Source organism: Chitinolyticbacter albus (assembly GCF_024437655.1).
GTDB classification, from domain to species: Bacteria; Pseudomonadota; Gammaproteobacteria; order Burkholderiales; family Chitinibacteraceae; genus Chitinolyticbacter; species Chitinolyticbacter albus.
In genome coordinates this window covers 1-17,432 of the sequence record NZ_JANBVF010000014.1, presented here as the reverse complement: position 1 = coordinate 17,432, position 17,432 = coordinate 1, and the positions used below count along the sequence as shown (strand labels likewise).

Below are 17,432 nucleotides of genomic sequence, written 5' to 3'. Positions count from 1 at the left end.
ACGTTGACGGCTAGCGCGGCGGTTCAGGCCATGGGCTGCCATTCACCGGCGATCAGGCCTTCGATGGGCTGGTATTGCGTCTTGTACGCCATCTTGCGGCACTCGCCGATCCAGTAGCCGAGATAGACGTAGGGCAGGCCGAGCTGGCGGGCGAGGCCCACCTGCCACAGCACGTTGAACACGCCAAAGCTCGCGTGTTCGATCTCCGGGTCGTAAAAGGTGTAGACCGACGACAGGCCATCTTCCAACTGGTCGATCAGGCTGACCATGCGCACCGTTCCGCCATCGCGGAACTCGGCGAGAAAGCTTGCGACATTGCTCTTGAGGATGAAACTTTCGTACTGCTCGCGGCCATCTTCATCCATGCCGCCGCCGCTATGGCGCGCCGCCTGGTAACGCTGGTACAGCCGGAAATGCGCCTCCGAATACTCGAGACCGAGGATGCGGCTCTTGAGATTGGCGTGCAGCCTGCTGGCCCGGCGCTGGCTGCGATTGGGCTCGAAATCGGCCACAGGCAGCCGCACCGGCACGCAGGCTTGGCAGGTATCGCAATGCGGGCGATAGACGAACTGGCCGCTGCGGCGGAAACCGTGCTGCACCAGCTGGCTGTAGGTGCGCGTGTCGATCAGCTCGGACGGCACGGCCACCTGCGAGCGCGCCATCTCGTCGGGCAGATAGCTGCACGGGTAGGGAGCGGTGGCGTAGAACTGCAATTGAATCGCGTGGCCGCGCGGATTCATGTCAGGACTCCGGGGTTGTGATGCAGATAGGACCAGCGCTGGGGTGTTACCGTTCGCCCGGTCAATACAGCCAGCGTAGCAATAAAATCGTCACGAGCAATCTCGCGCGCGCCAAAGCGGACCAGGTGGTCGGTGCGCATCTGGCAGTCGATCAGGCCAAAGCCCTCCGCGTCCAGCCAGCGCACCAGGTGGACGAAGGCAATCTTGGAAGCGTCGGCGGCGCGCGCAAACATCGATTCGCCGTAGAACATCTGGCCGATAGCGACGCCATACAGGCCGCCCACGAGCTCGCCGTCCATCCAGCATTCGGCCGAATGCGCATGGCCCAGCCGGTGCAGCTCGCCATAAGCGGCGCGCATCTCGTCGGTGATCCAGGTGCCACGCACGCCGGTGCGCGGGCCGGCGCAACCGGCCAGTACTTCGTCGAATGCGGTATCGAAGCGCACCGTGTAGCTGCGATGGCGGATCACCTTGGCCAGCGAGCGCGGCACGTGCAGCTCGGCCGGATAGAGCACGGTGCGTGGGTCCGGGCTCCACCACAGGATGGGCTCGCCCGGCATGAACCAGGGGAAGATGCCGGCGCGATAGGCCGCGAGCAGGCGATCCGGAGCGAGATCGCCGCCGGCGGCCAGAAGGCCGTTGGGTTCGACCAGCGCGCGCGACAGCGGCGGAAACAGCGGCGCCTCACCCAGCCAGGAAATCATTGCCATGCGGCTACGGGCGATCAGCCCCGCTTGGGGCGTTTTTGCTGGCACTCCGCACACACGCCGTAGAGATAAAGCTCGTGGTCCTGAATTTCGAAACCGTGCTTATCGGCAATCGCATCCTGGCGCTTTTCGATTTCGGGATCGTAGAACTCTTCGACCTTGCCGCATTTCACGCAGACCAGGTGATCGTGGTGGCCGCCCTGGTTGAGTTCGAAAACCGCTTTGCCCGATTCGAAGTGGTGGCGTACCAGGATGCCGGCCTGCTCGAACTGGGTCAGCACGCGATAGACGGTGGCAAGTCCGACATCGGTGTGATCGTTCAGCAGCAAGCGGTAGACGTCTTCCGCCGTCATGTGACGCTGTTCGCTGTGCTCGAACAGATTGAGGATCTTCAGACGCGGTCCGGTGGCCTTCAATCCGGCTTCTTTCAGGTCGGCGGCGTTGCTCATGGTCTTCCTCGGCTGCGGCAAGTGTTCAACCTCGGTATGATATAGCCTTTGATCCGTACGACCAAACCGCCGCGCGGCCCGTAACCATCGTCGGGCGCTGCGCGCAGAGCCCCCGCTTTCCTCGTGAACCCAGGCATGCACACCATCAAACCGACTCTGCTCTCGCTGGCGCTTGTAGCGCTGCTCGCGGGCTGCGGCGCCCTGAACGCCGTCCCCCATTACAAGCTCGACATACCGCAAGGCAACGAGATCACGGCCGACAAGGCCGCTCAGCTCAAGGTTGGCATGACCCGCAGCCAGGTCCGCTTCCTGCTCGGCACGCCACTGTTGACCGATCCCTTCCATGCCGACCGCTGGGACTATGTCTACAGCGACGCCAAGGGTGGCAAGCTGAAGCAGAAGAAGACCCTCGCCATCTTCTTTGACGGTGACAGCCTGGCCCGCTGGGAAGGTGACACACTGCCTGCACTCACAGACCAGCGCGCGATCAAGCTCGCGCCCGAGCAGAAGAAGGACGACACCATCAGCTCGGAACTCAACCCGGGTGCCGCGGGCACCGGCAAGGACGTCGAGGTCAAACCGCTGCTCGACAAGGAATTCTGAGCATGGCGATCAAGATCGCGATTGCCGGCGCCTCCGGGCGCATGGGCCGCATGCTGATCGAGGCGACGCTCGCCGCGCCCGACTGCGAACTCCACGCCGCGCTCGATCGGGCAGGCGGTGACAGCATCGGCACGGACGCCTCCGCCTTTCTCGGCAAGCAAAGCGGCGTGGTCATCAGCGCCGACCTGGCCGCGCTCAAGGGCGCCGATGTGCTGATCGACTTCACCCGTCCCGAGGGCACGCTGGCGCACCTCGCGCTCTGCCGCGAGCATGGCGTGAACATGATCATCGGCACCACCGGCTTCGACGAAGCGGGACGCGAAGCAATCAAGGCCGCCAGCGGCGACATCGCCATCGTCTCGGCCTACAACATGAGCGTGGGCGTGAACCTGGTGTTCAAGCTCCTGGAGGTGGCCGCCAAGGTGCTGAACCAGGGTTACGACGTCGAAATCGTCGAGATGCACCACAAACACAAGGTCGACGCGCCATCGGGCACCGCCATCGCCATGGGCGAAGCCGTGGCCCGCGCCTGGGATCAGGAGCTGAAAAACATCGCCACCTGGTCGCGCGAGGGCATCACCGGCGAGCGCGAGGATGGCCGCATCGGCTTTGCCGCGTTGCGCGGCGGCGACGTGATCGGCGATCACACCGCCGTGTTCGCAGGCCCCGGCGAGCGCATCGAAGTCACGCACAAGGCAAGCAACCGCACGATCTACGCGCAGGGCAGCCTGCGCGCGGCGCGTTTCCTCGCCGGCCGTACATCCGGCCACTTCAGTATGCAGGACGTGCTGGGCCTCAACTGAGGCTAGGCAACAGACGATGGGGCACTACGGCGCCCCACTGTTTTGGACAAGCACGGTGTTGGCCCGCCGCAATGGCGCGCCCCAAAAGAAACGGGGCGCCATCTGGCGCCCCGCGGGTCTTCGAGTCCGGATCAAATCGAGTGCTTGGCCTGCGCCCGGGTACGGGCTCATGTGCACGCTGCATGCCGCGTGCGGACCTGTCCTACATCGTGCCCGCACCATTGCGGCCACGCCTTTTGCCAAGGTGGATGCTAAAGAACGATCTTCCGATTCATCGCCATCAGGCCGACTCGTGGCCCCGAAGACAATATCAACCTACGCCCGTGACACGTGGTTTTCAACACTAATTTCACGAACGGTCACCCTGCCCCTGATGCGCATCAAATACAGAAACGACGCGTCGAACCTTGCGGGTTATTACGAGTCAAAAGTCGCTGCGATACGGCTAGGCATGGCCGCCGGCGACAAAGCCGGATGACCACGCCCACTGGAAGTTGTAGCCGCCCAGCCAACCCGTCACGTCGACCACCTCGCCAATGAAGAAAAGGCCTTGCACCGACTTGGCCATCATGGTCCTGGAATCAAGGCCCCGCGTATCGACGCCACCGCGCGTCACTTCGGCTTTTTTGTAGCCCACGGTGCCGGACGGGATCACCTGCCAGCGCTTGAGCCGCTCCGTCAGTTGCGCCAGTTGCTTGGCGCCATATTGCTTGAGCGGCTTTACCTCGCCGAACTCGGCGGCAATCGCCTGCGCCAACCGGCGTGGCAGCACCTCGGCGAGCACGGTGGAGAGCAGCGCATCACGACTGGCGGTAGCCAGAAACTCGGCAGCGTCCACCTCCGGCATGAAATCGACGCTGATCGGCTGGCCCGGCAGCCAGTACGACGAAATCTGCAGGATGGCGGGCCCTGACACGCCGCGGTGCGTGAGCAGGATGGCCTCGCGAAAGCGGGTCTTGCCGCAGGACACCACGGCATCCTCGATGGCAACGCCGGCGAGCTCCTCCCACAGGTCGTGCGGTTGGAAGGTGAGCGGCACCAATGCCGGCGTGGTCGGCACGATGGCAAGGCCGAACTGCTTGGCCACCTCGTAGCCGAAGGCGGTGGCACCGATCTGCGGAATTGACAGCCCGCCACTCGCGATCACCAGGGCCTCGCACTGCCAGGTTTCCGCAGCGGTACGCACCACGAAACCGGATGCGCTGCGCTCGATGCCGAACACGCCGGTGCCCATGCGCCAGACGACACCAGCAGCGTCGACCTCGGCTTTCAGCATATCGATGATGGCCTGCGAGCCGTCGTCACAGAACAACTGGCCCAGCGTTTTTTCATGGAAGCCCAGGCCGTGCTTTTGCACCAGCTTGATGAAGTCATGCTGCGTGTATTGCGCCAGCGCCGACTTGCAGTAGTGCGGGTTCTGCGACAGATAGCATTCCGGCCGCGCATCGAGATTGGTGAAGTTGCAGCGCCCGCCGCCGGAAATACGGATCTTCTCCGCCAGCTTCTCGCTGTGGTCGATCAGCGTCACAAGCCGACCGCGCGCGCCCGCCGTGGCCGCGCACATCATGCCGGCGGCCCCGGCCCCGATCACCACCACGTCGGTAGTCTGCATCGTCATCTGTCTATCCTCGCCAGGCCGCGATTGTAAGCGAGGCGGCGATGGAACATGCACCCGCGTGTCCCGTACACTGCCGATTCCACCCGACCGAGACCGCCATGCGTCTGCGCCTGCTGCCCCTGCTCTGCCTTGCCCCGCTCGCCCACGCCGCGCTGATCGTCACCGCCGTCGAAGGCGATGTGCGCCAGGGCAACACCTCCGTGACGGCACTGCGGACGCTCGACGGCGCCGAAGCGATACAGCTTGCTGCCGGGGCGACGTTGCGCATCGCCGATACGGCCCGGGCACGCAGCGGGCTCTGGACCGGACCCGCCACGCTACAACTCGCCGCCAGCGGACCGCGCCGCAGCGATGGCGCCGACGCCCGCGAGCGTACCGCCCTGCCCGCCGCGCTGCGCCAGGCGCTGGAGCGTGCGCCGGACAACCTCGCCAAGGTAGCCACACTGGGCGACGATCTGCCCAGCCGCGTGATCAGCGCCAGACTCAAGCGCGCGCAGCAGCAATACCTGCAATGGCGCAAGCAGTTCGCCCGCGACGATGTCGCCCCGGAGCTTTACCTGCTCGACGTGCAGCTCGCCGCCCGCGACGGCCTGGGCCTGCAGGCCACGCTGGCCGAGATGGTCCGCCGCCAGCCGCGCAACACCGAACTCGCCCGGCTCTCGGCCCACCTCGTCGCACTCAACCTGCCGATGGCGCCGCAACGGGGCGCCGAGGTGGAAGTGGTGCCATATTCGGAGCGCTAGGCGCAATGATGAAAACTGTAGAACTCGTCGTGATCGGCTCGTTCCGCAACGATAGCGACCATGACATTCGTATGTTTCTCGAATGCGCGTGCGAGGAGGTTTATCTTTCGCCCGGACACGAAATTCAGCTATTGGCCAGACCCACCACTGGCCTACTCCCCGTCTCGATCGCCTACTCGGATACGGGCTTGCAAATCTATCCGCGCAATGAATTCGATCCGGACTGGCACATCCTGTTCTGCGGGCAGGTTATCAAAGCAAGCTACCCGACTCGCGTGGCTGACCTGAAAAGGGCGGACAACCTTCGGGAGTCCTCTTCCGGCCGTGAAACAGGCACCGTCAATAAACTGGCTCATCCTACGTTGCCTCCCCCGTCACTTCGTCTGGTTCATCCGTTTCGCAGCGTGATTCTGGTTCTGCTGTGGCTTGGGTTTGCTGCAGCCATACTGTGTGTCGCCACAGCGTGGCAGAAGTCATTCCTCGAAAGCACGGCATCCGCATCCATCGAGGTATTGGAGCGCGAATTCATCGATGCCTCTCGCCTCACGTCGACGCAGCAACGGCGCTTGCAGCGCAACTTGAAACGGCTTGAAGGGGGAGAGGCTTACCTCACCGCCCTGCATGCCCGACTTTGGCTGATCGCTGTCTGTGGTTTTGGGGGGCTCTCCGTGGCCAGCCTGGGCGGCGCAGCATTGTTACTCATGCGACGCCGAAGCCCCGTATTCGATGCATCGAACGTGATGCCATCTCAAGGCAGTCCTCCACGCCCGCAACGGCACAGCGGAAATAGCACCGCTCGCATGCAACCATAGTGGTCAGACCAACCATGACCTCACTGATCCGTCGCAGCAGCCCCGAAGGCCGTGTCAAAAGCGGTCGCAACATCAACGCCGTACAGCCGCAGGACGTGCTGGCCTTCTGGTTCGGGCCGCCCGGCGAGACACCAGCGTTGCGGCAGCAATGGTTCCAGCGTGACGACGAATTCGATATGGCAATCCGCGACCGCTTTCTCGCCACGGTCGAAACGGCGCTTGCCGGGGCACTCGATCATTGGGCTTGCGATGCGGATGGCACGCTGGCGCTCGTCATCGTGCTCGACCAGTTCCCGCGCAACCTGTTTCGCGGCTCGGCGCGTGCCTTCGCGGGTGATGCAGCAGCCCGCGGCCACGCACTGCATGCGCTGGAGCTGGGCTGGCAGCGGGGTCTGCCGCCGCTGCAGCAAGTGTTCCTCTATCTGCCGTTCGAACACGCGGAAACCCTGGCCGACCAGGATCGCATGGTGGCGCTGACTGCGCCCTGGCGCAGCGATATGGCACTCGCCCCCTTCCACGACTACGCCTTAAGCCATCGCGAGGTGATCCGGCGCTTTGGCCACTTTGCCCACCGCAACGCGGTGCTGGGCCGCGCCACCACCGAGCGCGAGGCGGCCTGGCTGGCCGAACGCGGCGAGTTCTAGCCGGATCGGCACTACCCGGTGCAATTTGCAGCCGACCAGCTAAGCCACTAGTCGGAAGTTCAATCGACGGGCCACGCGCAAGGCGCCGCCGGCACGCGGCCAGGCCGTCTTCGACGCCGCGATCGGCCCGGCGAGCAAGCCCTGCAACGAGCGTGGCCCGGCGCGCTGAAATGATCGGGTGCGGCTGTGCGTAATACCGGCCAGGCGCCGCGCCGGCCAACGCCGGGGCATAAGGCTGAATATTGATACCGCGTAGGCATAATTCCCCATCGGCGGATGGCGTCAGCTCCGATAAAATCGGTATTCGCTCATAGACTTGCGGAATCGCCATGCTCCAGCTGATCGCCACCGACCTCGACGGCACCCTGCTCGCCCCCGACCACACCGTGAACCCGGATACGGCCGCCACGCTGCAAAAGCTGGAAGCCATGGGCGTGAAGTTCGCCATCGCCACCGGCCGTCACTATTGCGACGTGAAGGCCATCCGCAGCGTGCTCGGCATCCGCGCCTACCTGATCACCTCCAACGGCGCGCGCGTGCACGATCCGGACGACGTGCAGATCCACGCCGAAAACATCGAGCCCGAACTCGTGCGCGAGCTGACCCAGCCCGAGTTCTCCGCCGGCACGTCGCTCAGCCTCTACCTGAGCAACGAGTGGCTGATTGCCGCACCGAACGAGGACCTGATGAAGTACCACCAGGATTCCGGCTTCTTCTATCGCGTGGCCGACGTGCCGAACTACGACGGCGAGGACGTGGGCAAGATCCTCTACATCGGCGAGCACGCCCACCTGCTCGAGCTGGAAACCAGAATCCGCGAGCGCTTTGCCGACGAGCTGTACGTGACCTTCTCGGCGCTGGACTGCCTGGAAGTGATGGCACCCACCGTCTCCAAAGGGCACGCGTTGACCGTGGTGCTGGGCGAGCTTGGCATCGATGCCGAACACTGCGCGGCCTTCGGTGACAATCTGAACGACAAGGAAATGCTGCAGACTGCCGGCCACCCCTTCATCATGGGCAATGCCAATCCGCGCCTGGTCGAAGCCCTGCCCCATCTGCCGCGCATCGCCAGCAATGCCGAAGCCGGCGTAGCCCTCAAGCTGCACGAACTCTTTGGCATCTGATCGGCGCCCCGCGCAGTGCCACTGCGCCTCGGTTGTGCTAGGAACAGGGAGTCCCCCTCGCGGAGTGTCGCCATCATGCAAACGACTGTGAAACCCCTACTTGCCCTGCTCGCCATGAGCGTGTCCGCGTTGCTGTTCGCCGCCGGTGGTGGCGGAGGTGGCGGTTCCGGTGGCGGCAAGGGTGAAGCTGTAGCAAAACCTGGCTCGCCCACCGCGCTGCAAGAGGCTGAGCGCGATATCGAACGACAGGACTGGCAAGCTGCCAAGAGCAAGCTCGACAGCGCGCGTGCCGATGATCCGAATAGCGCCGATGCCTGGAACTGGACCGGTTATGTCCACCGCAAGCAGGGACAGGTGACCGAGGCGCTTGCCGCCTACGACAAGGCCTTGGCGCTCGACCCCAAGCACCTGGGTGCCTATGAGTATCGTGGTGAAGCCTGGCTGATGGCGAACCAGCCTGAAGCGGCCGAGGCCGATCTCGCCCAGCTCGCCAAGCTATGCGGCGAATGCGAGCAGTACCAGGATCTCAAGGCCGCCATTGCCCAGTGGCACGCGGCGCACCACTGAGTGATGGATACGACAACAGGCCCCGTGGGGCCTGTTGTCGTTGGGGCGTGGCGCACTTAAGTCGAGAGCGAGCCGACCAGCACGTCGAAGGCACCGGCGTCCCGGTTGTACTGATAGAGCGCGCCCTGCTCCAGATCGAAATACCAGCCGGCGAGTTCGAGTTCGCCATTGGCGACGCGCTCAGCGATAAACGGGAAGCTCAACAGGTTGTCGAGCGAAACGACGATGGCGGCCATCTCGCAGCGGCGCAGCCGCACGGAAGGGTTATCACCCGGCGCCAGCACCTGGTAGCGCGCGCGCTCGGCGATGCGCATCCAGCGGCCGACGAAATCGGCATCGGTCTGCGGCTCGTAGCCTTCGACCAGCGCGCGGATGCCGCCGCAGCCGTAGTGCCCCAGCACCATGATCTGCTTCACCTTGAGCACGCACACGGCGTATTCGATCGCCGAGGACACACCGTGATAGGTGCCATCGACTTCGTACGGCGGCACCAGATTGGCGACATTGCGCACTACGAAGATATCGCCTGGATCGCAGTCGGTGACAAGTGCGGGATCGACTCGTGAGTCGGAGCAGGCAATAAACAGGGTACTGGGGTTCTGACCGCGCTTCAGCGTTTCGAAGAGCTGGCCTTCGCCGGCGAAATACTTGTTCTGGAAGCGGCGGAAGCCGCCTATCAGCTTGTCGACATCGGACATACGTTCACTCCCTGATCCACGCCGCGATGTGCGGCTAGCTAACTGGTCGGCGGCGATTGTACAGGCAAACCCGCTTGCGGCCTGACGTTGATTACGTTACATAAACAGTTCTAACTAGGATAATCAGGAGGTTATCGTGTCGCAAGCCCCGTTCCTGCCGGTACTGCGCGAGTTGGCCTGTTGCTACCAGGCGTTTGAACGCCTGTCGGGCCACCATATCCGCCAGGTCGGCCTCACGCCGGGCCAGTTCGACGTGATCGCCACGCTGGGCAACACCTGCGGCATGAGCTGCCGCGAACTGGGCGAGCGCACGCTGATCACCAAGGGCACGTTGACCGGCGTGCTCGATCGCCTGGTCGAGCGTGGCCTCATTCGCCGCGAGACCACGCCGGGCGACCGACGCAGCCTCACCGTTACGCTCACCGACGCCGGCCGCTCGGTGTTCGAGGACGTATTTTCGCCGCATGTCGCCTATCTTGAACCGGCCTTCGCCCAGCTTTCCGCCACGGAACTATCCACCATCGAGGCCAGCCTTAAGCAGCTGCGTTCGGTCATGGAGCAAGGCTTCGGCGATTGTTGCGAAAAGCTGAATAATTAATCTCGCATCCTCACGATTTTCGGCGGAAACATTGCGTCTATGATGCAGCGTCACTGCTTGCGAACCGGGCGTTACCCGCCCAGCCCCTAGGAAAAATCACATGGCCGCAGAACGTTACGATGGCGTACAGAAGAGCCTGCACTGGCTGATCGCGCTGCTGATCTTCTGTGCCTTCGGCCTGATCTGGTACATCAACTCACTGCCGCTGTCGCCGCTCAAATTCAAGCTGTACTCGTATCACAAGTGGATCGGCATCAGCGTACTGATCCTGTTCACAGCGCGGCTGATCTGGCGCGTCCGGCATGGCACCCCCGGCGCGCTGCCGGGCCAGCCGGCCTGGCAGGCCAAGGCCGCCGACGGCGCGCACCACCTGCTCTATCTGCTGATGGCCACCGTGCCACTGCTGGGCTGGGCCATGAGCTCGGCCAAGGGCTTTCCGGTGGTGCTGTTCGGCGTGTTGCCGCTGCCCGATTTCGTACCCAAGAGCGAAGTGCTGGGCGAAGTGCTGGAGCAGGCGCACGAGATCGTCGCCTATACGATGCTGGTGCTGATCGGACTGCATGTGGCCGCCGCGCTCAAACACCATTTCATTGATCGGGACACTACGCTCAAGCGCATGCTGCCCTGTAAGCACAATACCCAGGAGTAACCATGAAACGCATGCTAGCTGGCGCGCTTGTCGCGCTTTCCCTTGCCGCCCCGGCCTTTGCCGCGCAGACGCTGGTCCCCGCCAAGAGCCAGATCGGCTTTGCCTTCAAGCAGATGGGCGTGGGTGTCGACGGCAGCTTCAAGACCTTCGCCGCTCAGCTCGCGTTCGACCCGGCCAAGCCCGAGGCGACGCAGGCCACCTTCACGGTCGATCTGGTCAGCATCGATGTCGGTGGCCCGGACGGCAATGCCGAGGCCAAGAAGAAAGCCTGGTTCGACGTCGCCACCCATCCCAAGGCCACGTTCACCGCCAAGAGCGTAAAGGCGCTGGGTGGCGGCAAGTTCGAGGCGCGTGGCCCGCTGACGATCAAGGGCATCAGCCGCGATATCGTCGCCCCGTTCACCGCCAAGAGCGTCGGCAACGATCTGCAGCTCGACGGCGGCTTCGCGCTCAAGCGCCTGCAGTACAAGCTCGGCGACGGTGCCTGGGCCGACACCGAAACCGTCGCCGATGATGTGCAAGTCAAGTTCCGCTTCACCCTCGCCGGCAAGCCCGGCCAATAAACACTGGAGAACACCACCATGAAACTGCTGATCGCATCCTTGTTCGCCGTCGCTGCCACCGCAGCCGTCGCCGCCCCGCAAACCTATGAAATCGACTCGACCCACACCTACCCGCGCTTCGCGCTCAACCACCTGGGCTTCTCGGTGCAGCATGGCGTGTTCGACAAGACCAGCGGCACCATCGTGATCGACAGCGCCAAGAAGTCCGGCAGCCTTGACATCACGGTCGACACCACCAGCCTTGATACCGGCCTTGCCAAGCGCGACGACCACCTCAAGAGCGAGGAATTCTTCAACGTCGCCAAATTTCCGACCGCCAACTTCAAATCGGACAAGCTCAATTTCGACGGCGACAAGTTGGTGAGCATCGATGGCACCTTCACGCTGCTGGGCGTCGCCAAGCCGTTGACGCTGACGGTCGCCAACTTCAAGTGTGGCCAGCACCCGATGGTCAAGAAGCAATGGTGTGGCGCCGAAGCCACCGCCAGCTTCAAGCGCAGCGACTACGGCATGGGTGCCTATGTCCCGGCCGTGGGCGACGAAGTGAAGCTGACCATCCAGGTGGAAGCTGGCCTGAAGTAAGCGCCAGCGCCCGGATAAAGCCCCGCTCTGCGGGGCTTTTTGCTGCGTATTCAGACCTGCCACAGGCCCTGCACGATGGTGGCGAGCTGCTCTTCCAGCGGCAAGGGATCGCCAGCGGTGGCGTGTCCGGCTTATCAGTCCCCTCTATTACCACGTGCCGGGATCGACTCGGTACCGCAGTTTGGGCTAGCAACCGGGCTCAGAGAAAGCGATGCATCACCAGCGCCGGGATCATGCCCAGCTCGGGATGGCGGAACACGCCGGGCAAGCGGCCGACCACGGAAAAGCCGTGGCGCTCCCACAACCGGATTGCCCCTAGGTTGCTGCTGACGACGAAATTGAACTGCATGGCCCTGAAACCCAGCGCACGCGCGGTATCGAGCGAATGCACGCACATGGCAGAGGCCACGCCCTTACCGCGTGCGGCATCGGCGACCATGTAAGCCGCGTTGGCCACATGGTCGCCCAGGCCTGGTTGGTTGGGCTTCAGGTAGTAGGTGCCGACGATGACGCCCGCCAGCTCTGCGACGTAGGTGCGCAGCGGCTGCTGCATCCAGATCCGCTCCGCCTCGGCCTCGTCGGTATCGGGCGCGTAGACGTAGCTATCGCCCCGCGAAACCACGGCGTGGAAGATGGGCCAGATGCCGACAAAATCGCCGGCAGCGGCTATGCGCACGGTCAGCGCGGACAGGGATTTGGCGGAGTACGACATGTGAGTACTTTAGCAGCAACTAATACTGTCGAGCATCCGGTCAGCGTTGGTGTTTTCCGCGATACCGGACCAGACCAGCACATGGCTGGGCCGCAAGGCACGCAGTTGGCCTTGCTCTTTGACCACCTCGCCGTGCAGCACCTGCCAATGTTCATCGGCCTGCAGCGGCAGCGCCGCACAGGTGGCCATGTAGGCGTCGAGGCAAAGTCGGGGCCAGGGCAAGGCGCCGATTACACCAGCATAAACGCCTGCGAGCACGCGTATCCGCAGGCCTGGGGCATGCACCACCGGCATCTGGCACTTGCTGCGCGTGGCAAAGGCGCCAGCGTACCCCGGCAACCAGAACGCGCCCTCGCCCAATGCCGGTTCGGTATCGAGCAAGGCCAAATCACCCGGCTCCAGCCTTTCGTGCAGCCCCAACACCAGCGGCTTTTTTGCGTCTTCGAACACGCAGACCAGTCCTCCGGTTTTCATGGTACGGCTCCAAGTAAAAAGGCCCGGCGATGCCGGGCCTTGGCGACATCCCGCTGCAATCAGGCGGCGAGGGCGACGATTTCCTTCTCGGCCAGCGCCAGCGCCTCGGCCTTCTTGGCCTCGCCCATGTTCACGCCCTCGGCCCGCACGAAGCGCACGTCGGTGATGCCGAGGAAGCCGAACACCGTCTTGAGATACGCCTCCTGGTGATCGAGCGCGCGCAGCGCCTCGCTTGCCGAGTACACACCACCGCGACTGGAGGCCACGATCACCGTCTTGCCGGTGGCCAGACCCACCGGGCCAGTCTCGGTGTACTTGAAGGTACGACCGGCCTGGGCGATGCGGTCGATCCACGCCTTGAGCTGGCTGGGGATCGAGAAGTTGTACATCGGCGCACCAACCACGATCACATCCGCCGCCAGGAATTGCGCCAACAGCGCCTCGGTGAGCTCGGTTTCCGCCTTCTGCACGGCGTTGTGCGCATCGGCCGGCGTGAAGCGCGCGCCGAGGATTTCACCGGAGAGGTGGGCCGGGGTGTCGGTCGCCAGGTCCAGGTAGTCGACCTGGGTGCCCGGGTGGGTGGCTTGCCATTCGGCGGCGATGCGCGCGGTCAGCTGGCGCGAAACGGAGTTGGCAGCAAGGACACTAGAATCGATGTGCAGCAGCTTCATGATGGTTTCTCCTGTCGGGTCGTCACCACGCGTCGTGGTGTTGGAGTGCATTCTGCTACTGCGTCGATTCTGTGATAAGCCGGCAAAAATGCGATAGATTGTCCCACCAGTAGAACAATTGAGCCGTGCCATGCAGGATCTGAACGACATGCTGTATTTCGCCGAGGTGGTCGATCGCGGTGGCTTCGCCGCGGCAAGCCGGGCGCTCGGCATCCCCAAATCGCGGCTGTCACGGCGCGTGGCCGAACTGGAGGCGCGCCTCGGCGTGCGGCTGATGCAGCGCACCACACGCAAGCTGTCACTCACCGACACCGGCGAGCTCTACTATCGCCATTGCGCGGCGATCCGCGATGAGGCGGAACGTGCCGGTGAGGCGGTGGCGCACGTGCAGGCGGAGCCACGCGGCACGATCCGCCTGGTCTGCCCGGTGACGCTGGCACAAACGGTGATCGGCCACCTGCTGCCAGGTTTTCTCGCCGCCTACCCGCAGGTGAAGGTAGATATGCAAGTAAGCAACCGCGTGGTCGACCTGGTCGAGGAAGGCGTGGACGTGGCGCTGCGGGTGCGCCACACGCTGGCCGATAGCGGCAGCCTGGTGGTAAAACAGTTTGGCCGCACGCCCACGGTGCTGGTCGCCAGCCCCGGCCAATTGCTGCGCCAGGGCCAACCCACGCGACCGCAGGAGCTGTCCTGGCTCGACACGGTGGCGATGTCGGCGGTCGATGGTCGGGCCACGCTGCAATTGCTCGGGCCAGGCGGCGCCCAGTTCACCTTCCAGCATTACCCACGCTACATCGCCGACGATCTGCTCACGCTGCAGCTCGCGGTACTTGCTGGCATCGGTGCGGGCTACCTGCCGCAATACATGTGCGAGACCGAACTGCGCGATGGCCGGCTGGTGCCGGTGCTGCCGGATTGGTCGTTGCCGCCCGGCCTGTTCCACGCCGTGTTCCCGTCACGGCGCGGCCTGGTGCCGGCAGTGCGCGCACTGCTCGACTATCTCACCGAGCATGTGCCGATGTGCAACGAAGTCTACGAGCTGCTCGCCGATCGATCCTGATCGAGCGCGATCGTGCGCGCGCCGACCAGCCGGTCGCGCCCTGCCGCCCAGCCACAGACCAGCGCCGCCAGCACCACCAGCGTGAAGAACACGCCGAGCACGGCCGGATGGCGCGCCACGTCGTGCAAGACCCCCACTAGCAAGGGCCCGAGCGACGCCAGTGCATAGCCGACGCCCTGCGCCATGCCGGAGAGCTGCGCAGCCACGTGCGGATCGCGCGAGCGCAGCACCAAGAGCGTCAGCGCCACGCTGAACGTGCCGCCCTGCCCCAGGCCCAGCAGCACGGCCCACCACCACAGCTGCGACAGCGGCGCATACAGGCAGCCGAGCAGACCGGCCAGCGTCAGTGCCAGCATCCAGGCGATGGCCAAGCACTGGTCGCGCCCACGGGTGGCGAGCCACGGCCCCGTCAGCGCGGTGACGAGCTGCACCAGTACCGACAATGACATCATCCAGCCCGCCTGCAACGCGGTCAGCCCGCGATCGATCAGCAAGGTCGGCAGCCAGCCGAACACCGCGTATGCGAGTGACGATTGCAGCCCCATATAGCCGGTCACCTGCCACGCCAGGCGATCGCGCCACAGGCTGCTGACGCGAAACGCCTGCCGGTGCCCACCGCGGTCGGCGCGCCGCAGCTGCGGCGCCCAGAACACGGCCGCGATCACCGCTGGCAACGCCCAGAATGCCAGCGCGGTCTGCCAGTGGCCGCTGGCAAGGCGCAGCGGCTCCGTCACGCCTGCGGCCACTGCGGCCCCCAGGCACAGCGCCATTGTATAAAGCCCGGTCATGGTGCCGGCCTGTTGCGGGAAATCGCGCTTGACGATGCCCGGCAACAGCACGCCGGCGATGCCGATGGCCGCGCCCGCCAGCACGGTGCCGGCGTAAAGCGCGGTGATGTGGCCCGCCGCGCGCAGCAGCAGCGCCATGGCCAGCGCCAGCAAGGCGCCGAGGATGACCCGCTCCGCGCCCCAGCGCCGCGCCAGCCGGGGCGCCAGCGGTGCGAACAGGCCCAGGCATAGCACCGGCAGCGTGGTGAGCACACCGGCCGCCGCGGCCGGCAGCCCCAGGCTGCCTAGCACCGGCGCGACACTGGACAGCGCCGGGCGCAAGTTGAGCCCGACCATGAACATGCCGATCAAGAGCCAGACCGGGTTGAAACCGCGGGGCGACGCAACGCCAGCGTCATCAATTTCGGCGTCGATCAGCGGCGTGGCAAGCGGCTTCACCGGCTCACCTCCAACCGCGCCAGCGTCGGTGCGATCACTGCACGCGCGGCGCGGGCCGCCGCGTCGGGGTCGCCCGCGGCGATCGCATCGACGATGGCGGCGTGCTTAGCGTGATCGGGTTCGGGCAAGCTGGTGTCGTCGAGCGTCGAGCGCAGCGCCTGGCGGATCGATTCGGCGCAGAAATCATAGAGCGCCGCCAGCGATGCGTTGTGCGCCGCCGCCGTCACCGCACGATGGAATGCCATGTTGCGCGCGATAAAGCCATCGAGCGCCTCGCCCGGCAGCCGCTCTCCCCGCGCCACCAATGCCAGTCGCAATGCGGCCAGGTCGGCGTCGCTACGGCGCAGCGCGGCGAGCCGGGCGGCTTCCACCTCCAGCATGGCGCGGGTTTCCAGTTGCTCGGCGAGCCCGGCCTGCGCCAGCGCCTGCAAGGCCTGCGCCGGATCGAGCCGGCTTACCACGTAGGTGCCATCGCCCTGACGCACCGACAGCACGCCGCAAAATGCCAGTACCCGTACCGCCTCGCGCACGGTGTTACGGCTCACGCCCAGCAGTTGGGCGAGTTCGGGCTCGATGGGAATGCGTACGCCCAGCGGCCACTCGCCTGCCGCGATACGCCCGCGTAGCGCCGTCACAGTCAGCTCGACCAGGGAAGGTTTCTGTATCGGCATGCGTCACCAATTCATCCAATGATTGGATGAATATTACCCTGATACCCTCCATGCCGCGAGCGGCATGAAACCGGATGCCGCTGCACACCCGATTGCAAAGCGTAGACACCGCCGTGCCGAGCACGGCCGCTCGTCAGGCTGTTTTTGGCCAATTATTTCATTTCTTGTCAGCAAACAATCCAGGTAGCCGTGAGAGCAACTGCACTGCCTCGCGCCAACCCAAGCCTGCTGTCGCCTCAATGACATTCAGCCAAGGAGACAACAACAGACAATGACAGTTGAAGTCGGGATTTGCGATGTTCCTATGCAGCTGGCTGCACGCAGCTGATGCCGTTCACATGCCACTCGTCGAGCCCCCGGCCAAGTGGCTTGCTGCAACTCTGCGACAAGCCTAGCTTTTCATTTCATAAGCAGAAAGAAAGCGTTCCAGCCAATAACGCTCGCACCCGCCACGTATTGCCAGGTCGTCGTGAACCGGTCGACGATCCGGCGCAGTACGGTGATGACCGGTGGTGATACGTGAAGCGAGGTGAGCGATATGGCAACCAGACCAGATCCGGATTTTGATGCACGCAAGGCCATGCAATTCCTGCAAGAAAGCAAGCTGATCGACCTTTCCATGCCGGTCGAGCGCGTCATCGGCGCAGTCAGCAAGCTCGAAGAAGTAGCCGGTTATGTGCTCGCGTGGGAACGCTATGTGCTCGTGGTATCCGACTGT

General features: G+C 64.3%; 23 protein-coding genes. 12 read left to right on the top strand and 11 right to left on the bottom strand.

The features are described from left to right. Window positions 1-23: 23 nt before the first annotated feature. From NLI84_RS10020 to fur, 3 genes are read right to left on the bottom strand one after another with little or no spacing between them, the layout of a single operon-like run. Entirely contained in the window at window positions 24-740 is a 717-nt protein-coding gene (locus NLI84_RS10020; RefSeq protein ID WP_255989954.1) for an arginyltransferase, read from the bottom strand. Continuing rightward, complete coding sequence (aat, locus tag NLI84_RS10015) at window positions 737-1,450, bottom strand: leucyl/phenylalanyl-tRNA--protein transferase (RefSeq protein WP_255989953.1); 714 nt, start codon at window positions 1,448-1,450, stop codon at window positions 737-739. Before aat ends, NLI84_RS10020 begins: the two co-directional genes overlap by 4 nt. A 14-nt stretch (window positions 1,451-1,464) precedes the next feature. Next, complete coding sequence (gene fur, locus NLI84_RS10010; protein ID WP_255989952.1) at window positions 1,465-1,896, bottom strand: ferric iron uptake transcriptional regulator; 432 nt, start codon at window positions 1,894-1,896, stop codon at window positions 1,465-1,467. 135 nt (window positions 1,897-2,031) lie between these two features. Here fur and NLI84_RS10005 point away from each other — a divergent pair, with 135 nt between their 5' ends. Beyond that, window positions 2,032-2,499 (top strand): outer membrane protein assembly factor BamE, encoded by a 468-nt coding sequence (locus NLI84_RS10005; RefSeq protein ID WP_255989951.1) that lies wholly within the window; start codon window positions 2,032-2,034, stop codon window positions 2,497-2,499. Between the two features lie 2 nt (window positions 2,500-2,501). After that, window positions 2,502-3,302 (top strand): 4-hydroxy-tetrahydrodipicolinate reductase, encoded by an 801-nt coding sequence (dapB, locus tag NLI84_RS10000; protein ID WP_255989950.1) that lies wholly within the window; start codon window positions 2,502-2,504, stop codon window positions 3,300-3,302. 445 nt (window positions 3,303-3,747) lie between these two features. On the opposite strand, the gene NLI84_RS09995 is transcribed toward dapB, so the two are convergent. Further along, complete coding sequence (locus tag NLI84_RS09995) at window positions 3,748-4,914, bottom strand: BaiN/RdsA family NAD(P)/FAD-dependent oxidoreductase (RefSeq protein WP_255989949.1); 1,167 nt, start codon at window positions 4,912-4,914, stop codon at window positions 3,748-3,750. A gap of 104 nt (window positions 4,915-5,018) precedes the next feature. On the opposite strand from NLI84_RS09995, the gene NLI84_RS09990 reads away from it, so the two are divergent. From NLI84_RS09990 to NLI84_RS09970, 5 genes are all read left to right on the top strand, one after another. Continuing rightward, window positions 5,019-5,663 (top strand): hypothetical protein, encoded by a 645-nt coding sequence (locus NLI84_RS09990; protein WP_255989948.1) that lies wholly within the window; start codon window positions 5,019-5,021, stop codon window positions 5,661-5,663. A gap of 8 nt (window positions 5,664-5,671) precedes the next feature. After that, window positions 5,672-6,475, top strand: coding sequence for a hypothetical protein (locus tag NLI84_RS09985; RefSeq protein ID WP_255989947.1), 804 nt, complete (start codon window positions 5,672-5,674; stop codon window positions 6,473-6,475). Between the two features lie 14 nt (window positions 6,476-6,489). Beyond that, the gene (locus NLI84_RS09980; protein WP_255989946.1) at window positions 6,490-7,119 is read left to right on the top strand and encodes a DUF924 family protein; all 630 of its coding nucleotides are present in this window, start codon (window positions 6,490-6,492) and stop codon (window positions 7,117-7,119) included. 329 nt (window positions 7,120-7,448) lie between these two features. Beyond that, complete coding sequence (locus NLI84_RS09975) at window positions 7,449-8,243, top strand: Cof-type HAD-IIB family hydrolase (RefSeq protein ID WP_255989945.1); 795 nt, start codon at window positions 7,449-7,451, stop codon at window positions 8,241-8,243. Window positions 8,244-8,357: 114 nt separating this feature from the next. Next, window positions 8,358-8,810, top strand: coding sequence for a tetratricopeptide repeat protein (locus NLI84_RS09970; protein WP_255989944.1), 453 nt, complete (start codon window positions 8,358-8,360; stop codon window positions 8,808-8,810). Window positions 8,811-8,866: 56 nt separating this feature from the next. On the opposite strand, the gene NLI84_RS09965 is transcribed toward NLI84_RS09970, so the two are convergent. Further along, the gene (locus NLI84_RS09965) at window positions 8,867-9,508 is read right to left on the bottom strand and encodes a carbonic anhydrase (protein WP_255989943.1); all 642 of its coding nucleotides are present in this window, start codon (window positions 9,506-9,508) and stop codon (window positions 8,867-8,869) included. A 136-nt stretch (window positions 9,509-9,644) separates the two neighbouring features. On the opposite strand from NLI84_RS09965, the gene NLI84_RS09960 reads away from it, so the two are divergent. The 4 genes from NLI84_RS09960 (at window position 9,645) to NLI84_RS09945 (ending at window position 11,900) form a co-directional block, all read left to right on the top strand. Further along, entirely contained in the window at window positions 9,645-10,106 is a 462-nt protein-coding gene (locus NLI84_RS09960; RefSeq protein WP_255989942.1) for a MarR family winged helix-turn-helix transcriptional regulator, read from the top strand. A 100-nt stretch (window positions 10,107-10,206) separates the two neighbouring features. After that, window positions 10,207-10,755: a cytochrome b gene (locus NLI84_RS09955; protein WP_255989941.1), complete on the top strand. Its 549-nt coding sequence runs from the start codon at window positions 10,207-10,209 to the stop codon at window positions 10,753-10,755. 2 nt (window positions 10,756-10,757) lie between these two features. Then, window positions 10,758-11,318 carry a YceI family protein gene (locus NLI84_RS09950; RefSeq protein WP_255989940.1) on the top strand — a complete coding sequence of 187 codons (561 nt, stop codon included), beginning with the start codon at window positions 10,758-10,760 and terminating at the stop codon, window positions 11,316-11,318. Between the two features lie 18 nt (window positions 11,319-11,336). Next, a complete protein-coding gene (locus NLI84_RS09945) occupies window positions 11,337-11,900 on the top strand; it encodes a YceI family protein (RefSeq protein WP_255989939.1) in 564 nt (187 codons plus the stop codon). 199 nt (window positions 11,901-12,099) lie between these two features. Here NLI84_RS09945 and NLI84_RS09940 read toward each other — a convergent pair whose 3' ends face one another. From NLI84_RS09940 to NLI84_RS09930, 3 genes are read right to left on the bottom strand one after another with little or no spacing between them, the layout of a single operon-like run. Continuing rightward, window positions 12,100-12,612 carry a GNAT family N-acetyltransferase gene (locus NLI84_RS09940; protein ID WP_255989938.1) on the bottom strand — a complete coding sequence of 171 codons (513 nt, stop codon included), beginning with the start codon at window positions 12,610-12,612 and terminating at the stop codon, window positions 12,100-12,102. 9 nt (window positions 12,613-12,621) lie between these two features. Continuing rightward, window positions 12,622-13,086, bottom strand: a complete 465-nt coding sequence (locus NLI84_RS09935) for a hypothetical protein (RefSeq protein WP_255989937.1) — start codon at window positions 13,084-13,086, stop codon at window positions 12,622-12,624. Between the two features lie 59 nt (window positions 13,087-13,145). Continuing rightward, entirely contained in the window at window positions 13,146-13,757 is a 612-nt protein-coding gene (locus NLI84_RS09930; protein WP_255989936.1) for an FMN-dependent NADH-azoreductase, read from the bottom strand. 130 nt (window positions 13,758-13,887) lie between these two features. Between NLI84_RS09930 and NLI84_RS09925 the strand changes: the two genes are divergently transcribed. Further along, a complete protein-coding gene (locus NLI84_RS09925; RefSeq protein ID WP_255989935.1) occupies window positions 13,888-14,817 on the top strand; it encodes a LysR substrate-binding domain-containing protein in 930 nt (309 codons plus the stop codon). Here NLI84_RS09925 and NLI84_RS09920 read toward each other — a convergent pair. The 3 genes from NLI84_RS09920 to NLI84_RS09910 all read right to left on the bottom strand — a co-directional run bounded on the left by NLI84_RS09920 (window position 14,790) and on the right by NLI84_RS09910 (window position 17,296). Beyond that, window positions 14,790-16,043: a CynX/NimT family MFS transporter gene (locus tag NLI84_RS09920; RefSeq protein ID WP_255989934.1), complete on the bottom strand. Its 1,254-nt coding sequence runs from the start codon at window positions 16,041-16,043 to the stop codon at window positions 14,790-14,792. The two genes, NLI84_RS09925 and NLI84_RS09920, sit on opposite strands and share 28 nt — an antisense overlap. Continuing rightward, a complete protein-coding gene (locus NLI84_RS09915; RefSeq protein ID WP_255989933.1) occupies window positions 16,040-16,714 on the bottom strand; it encodes a FadR/GntR family transcriptional regulator in 675 nt (224 codons plus the stop codon). Before NLI84_RS09915 ends, NLI84_RS09920 begins: the two co-directional genes overlap by 4 nt. 399 nt (window positions 16,715-17,113) lie before the next feature. Further along, window positions 17,114-17,296, bottom strand: a complete 183-nt coding sequence (locus NLI84_RS09910; RefSeq protein ID WP_255989932.1) for a hypothetical protein — start codon at window positions 17,294-17,296, stop codon at window positions 17,114-17,116. Between the last annotated feature and the right edge of the window lie 136 nt (window positions 17,297-17,432).